Source organism: Candidatus Hydrogenedentota bacterium (genome assembly GCA_019695095.1).
Taxonomy (GTDB): Bacteria; Hydrogenedentota; Hydrogenedentia; order Hydrogenedentales; family SLHB01; genus JAIBAQ01.
The window spans coordinates 1-4,370 of sequence record JAIBAQ010000318.1; the positions used below are offsets into that span (position 1 = coordinate 1).

General features: G+C 57.3%; 2 protein-coding genes and 1 pseudogene. 1 reads left to right on the plus strand and 2 read right to left on the minus strand.

The features are described from left to right. Positions 1 to 236 precede the first annotated feature (236 nt). Together K1Y02_25605 and K1Y02_25610 are read right to left on the minus strand one after the other, a co-directional pair. Positions 237 to 320, minus strand: a pseudogene (locus tag K1Y02_25605) (prepilin-type N-terminal cleavage/methylation domain-containing protein). 282 nt (positions 321 to 602) lie between these two features. Further along, entirely contained in the window at positions 603 to 1,748 is a 1,146-nt protein-coding gene (locus K1Y02_25610; protein MBX7259757.1) for a 3-hydroxyacyl-CoA dehydrogenase, read from the minus strand. A gap of 220 nt (positions 1,749 to 1,968) precedes the next feature. Between K1Y02_25610 and K1Y02_25615 the strand changes: the two genes are divergently transcribed. Further along, positions 1,969 to 4,263 (plus strand): hypothetical protein, encoded by a 2,295-nt coding sequence (locus tag K1Y02_25615; GenBank protein MBX7259758.1) that lies wholly within the window; start codon positions 1,969 to 1,971, stop codon positions 4,261 to 4,263. Positions 4,264 to 4,370 lie beyond the last annotated feature (107 nt).

Consider the following 4,370-nt stretch of genomic DNA (forward strand, 5'->3'; position numbering starts at 1 on the left):
ACCGTGAACACATAGCCTTGCTTCGAACCCGCGCCAAGAACCTGATCGATGAAGGGCGGGGTCGCGCCGGCACCGTCGGGATTGGCCAATTGCGCCAAAGAACCATAATCGCCTGTCCCGTCGGCGTCGGTGTCAACAAATGCTGCCGTCTGGAATGCCACTTCACCCGTGGAAATCGTGCGCATCGCGCCGGCCGCGCTCGCTTCGTTCGCGCTCATGCGGGACCGGAGCAGGTTGGGAATGGCGATAGCCGCGATGATCGCGATAATGGCGACCACAATCATCAACTCGATCAACGTGAAACCGGACTTCTTTGACATAGCCTTCATTGAATTACCCTCCAGGTGCGCCTTCTAACTTTCTCGTGTTATCCCCAACGCCGGTCCGAACATCGAATCCAGCGTCTCACTCGATTCGCGGAATGGGATGCGCAACTCTGATGCCATTTCATGATACCCAAGTCAAATCATTTAGAAGCAGCCATTTATGGAGATTGAAACAGAACGAACGCCCGCCGACTCGTCGGAATCGGTTACCGGCATTGATACACCGCGACAAAAATTGTCACCTGCCACTGTTCTGATTCACTTCAAAACGCTTCCTCACACCATGCCCTGAATCGTGGCGCTGGGTTTGAAGATCTCCTTGTCGAACTTCTCCGCTAGATACTGCAGCCTCGCCCGAACCTTCGCAGACTCAAACATACTCAGCGCCTTCATGGGACCGACGGCGCTACCTGTGCCGTTTACGATAGCCGTGTCCACGTCGTCCGCCGAACATACACCCTGCTCAATGAGCCGTGTTGCTTCGTTCGCGTTTACAAATAGAAAGTCATCGGCAGCGATTGTGTTGGCTGGTTTGGATAGATCCAGCGCAGGCCGTCCTTGCGACCAATCGAAAAAGCCCTTTCCTGTCTTCTTTCCCAAATCTCCGGCGTTCACTTTCTCGCACAGCACACGCCCTGGAGCATAGTCGGGGTGTACCGTTTCCGCGAAGTACTTGCATGCATTCAGATTGATATCGAGCCCGGTGTAGTCCATCAATTCGCATGGGCCCATGGGCATACCCGCGCCGCGAAGCAATGCGTCAAGCTCTTCCGGAGTCGCAATCCCGGCATCCAAGACGGCATTTGCCAGAACCCCTCCAGGCGCCTGCACACGATTGACGATGAAGCCGGGCACGTCCTTCTGGATTCGCACGGGCACTTTGCCCAACTTGACGCAAAACGCGAAGCACACGTCCATAACCACATCCGACGTGGCATCGCCCTTGATCACCTCCACGGCTTTCATAAGCACGGCCGGATTGAAGAAGTGCAAACCCACGACCTGAGCGGGCCGCAACGTGGCCTTGGCCAACTGCGTAATGCTCATCGTTGACGTATTCGAAGCAAGAATGGCGTGCCGGGGCGCCGCAACATCCAGTTGTTCAAAGAGTTGCTTTTTCAGAAGAAGGTCTTCGGGAATCGCTTCGATGACGATGTCCGCTTGATGAACTGCTTCCTGGAGATCGGTGCAGGTCTTAAGAAGCCCGGAACGGATTCGGTCATAATGCTCCTGCGTCGTCTTGTCCTTTTCCACAAGCTTTCGCAGGCTTTCGTCAATTCGTTTCGCGCCACGCTCAATGTACTCTTCCTTCACATCGCGCAACGTCACCGAATATCCCGCGAGCAAGGCCACTTCGGCAATGCCGTGGCCCATGTCGCCCGCTCCAATCATTGCCACGGATTTGACGTCATCAATAGTCATGCCTTGCACTCCTCTGTGATACCGCGATAGCGGTGTTCCAGTCAGGTTAAGGACAGTGATACGTGAATTTCCCTGCCAGATCAAGGCCGGTCCGTCCTTTTCATTCCGTTCGCTTGAATCCACTTTCCGCGTACCGCATAGTGCACACGCACATATCGCCGGGAACCTGTGCTTTTCGTGTGGATTCTCCTCGCGGGGGGACATAACTGAGGAAATGACCATGATCGCACGTCGTATCTTGCTCGTTGCGGGATCTGTCTTTGCATTGCTTGTAGCACCGGCCGTGGCAGAGGCCGATGAGTCTGTTTTGCCTCAAGGGGAATCGCGGGCGGCATTGTCGAGCGCCTACTTCCCCGATCGCGTTCACGAGTTTGTGTGGCGCAACTGGACAGTAATCGAACCCGCCAAGCTCGCTAAGATTCTTGGGGCAACGGAAGACGATGTCCGTACGATAGCGGAATCGATGGGTCTGCCAGGGCAGGTCACGGTTCAACCGGAGATGCGCCAGCGCGGATACGTCACAATCATTCGGCGCAACTGGCATCTGCTTCCGTATGGGCAACTGCTTGAATTGCTGGACATGACCCCGGAACGGTTGGGTGTCATGCTGCGGGAGGAGGACTTCCTGTGGATCAAGCTGGGCCGTATCAAGCCCGCGTGCGAACCTCTTCGATACCAAGCACCGAGTGAAGCAGCGAAGAAACGCGCCGCGGAAGTCCGAGCCGTTGTCGAGCAGAATTTCGGCAGTACGTTGCAGCAAGCTGCCGAACCCCGTTTCGATTTCGTACATCAACTGGCCGATCCGATTCCGAATCTCACGCTTCCGGAGCCGTCGCCCGTCAAGAGGCTCGTTTACTCCTACGTTGCGGTATACGGCGATCCCCTTCTCAATCCTGAATTGAATCCATACCCGGATGGCTTGCTGCAACGATTGGCCGCGGTAGGAATCAACGGTGTTTGGCTGCAAGGTGTCCTGCGCGACTTGGCGCCCGGCGGCGAAGCCTTCCCCGAGTTTGGTGCGGAGCACGAAAAGCGACTGGCGACCCTGCGGGCATTGGTGGAACGCGCCAAGAAATATGGCATCTCCGTCTATCTATATATCAACGAACCCCGCGCCATGCCTGCGGCCTTCTTTAAGAACCGGCCGGAAATGGCGGGAGTCGTGGAAGCCGAGCTCACCGCGATGTGTACAACCCATCCGGCCGTGCGCCAATGGATGGGCGACGCACTCGCGTATGTCTTTCGCGAAGTACCGGATCTCGGCGGCATTTATGCCATTACCGCGTCGGAGAATCTGACGAGCTGCGCGTCGCATGGCGGATGGACTTCCTGCGAACACTGCAAGCAGCGCAGCGATGCGGAGATCATCTCCGAAGTGGTGGCCGTCCTCGAAGAGGGAGTTCATCGCGGCAATCCGAATGCCAGTGTGCTGATCTCCGATTGGGGCTGGAAGGGGCATGGCGATGCGCCTGACATCATCGAGCGCATGCCCAAATCCATTACGCTCATGTCGGTCAGCGAATGGAGCCTTCCGATTGAGCGAGGCGGTATCAAGAGTGTCGTTGGCGAGTACTCGATCTCCGCCGTGGGACCCGGCCCCCGGTCGCAGCGGCATTGGAAACTGGCGCAAGATGCGGGTCTGAAGACGGGCACGGAGATCCAATTCAATAACACGTGCGAGCTCGCGAGCTTGCCATATCTGCCCGTCATGGACCTAATCGCGGAGCATTGCCATAACCTGGAAGTGGCCGCCGATCTCAATGCCATGCTTATCGGGTGGACGATGGGCGGATATCCTTCTCCAAACTTCGAGCTTGCCCATCGAATCAGCAGCGCGCCCACACAAGATGTCGGCGGCATTCTCGATGCGATCGCGTTGGAACGGTTCGGGACAGAAGGTGGCCCACACGCCCGCAAAGCCTGGACGCTTATGAGCAACGCGTATCGCGAGTATCCATTCCATATCGGCGTGGTCTACACCTCGCCGGTGCAATGGGGCGCGGCGAACCCGCTGTATCCGGAACGGACCGGTTATTCCGCGACCATGTGGGGTATCCCGTACGACGACATCGACGGATGGCGGGGGCCGTATCCGCCGGATATATTCGCGGGCCAGTTCGACAAGATGGCGGATGGCTGGCGCGTGGGCATTGATGAATTGAAAATCGCTGCGGACATCGCGCCTTCCGATAAGCAACGTGCGGCGCAAGCCGACCTTCGTTTGGCGCGCGCGGCCTACATTCACTTCAAGTCAGTGGCAAACCAAGCGCGATTCGTCCACGCTCGTAATCAACTGGGCGACGCTTCCCTTTCACCGGAAGACAAGACACGACTCCACGGCGTGCAGAGAAGTTGCCTGGAGTCCGAGCTTTCGCTGGCCCGCGAACTCTTCACGCTTTCGCGCGAAGATTCTCGAATCGGCTTCGAACCTTCCTGCCAATACTTCTATCTTCCGCTCGATTTGGTGGAGAAGGTCATCAACTGCCGGTGGCTGCTGGACCATCTGCCAGGCTGAGGTATCCCGATCATGGCACGGCGCACACAGGGTATTGGCTGCCTTCTGATTGCGGGATGGGTGGCGTGGACTTCGTCGACTGCCGCTGCTGATGTATCGGCCGAGAC

Coding starts and splice junctions, on each gene's coding strand:
- K1Y02_25610 (MBX7259757.1), bottom strand. CDS start 1,748: ATGACTATTGATGACGTCAAATCCGTGGCAATGATTGGAGCGGGCGAC.
- K1Y02_25615 (MBX7259758.1), top strand. CDS start 1,969: ATGATCGCACGTCGTATCTTGCTCGTTGCGGGATCTGTCTTTGCATTG.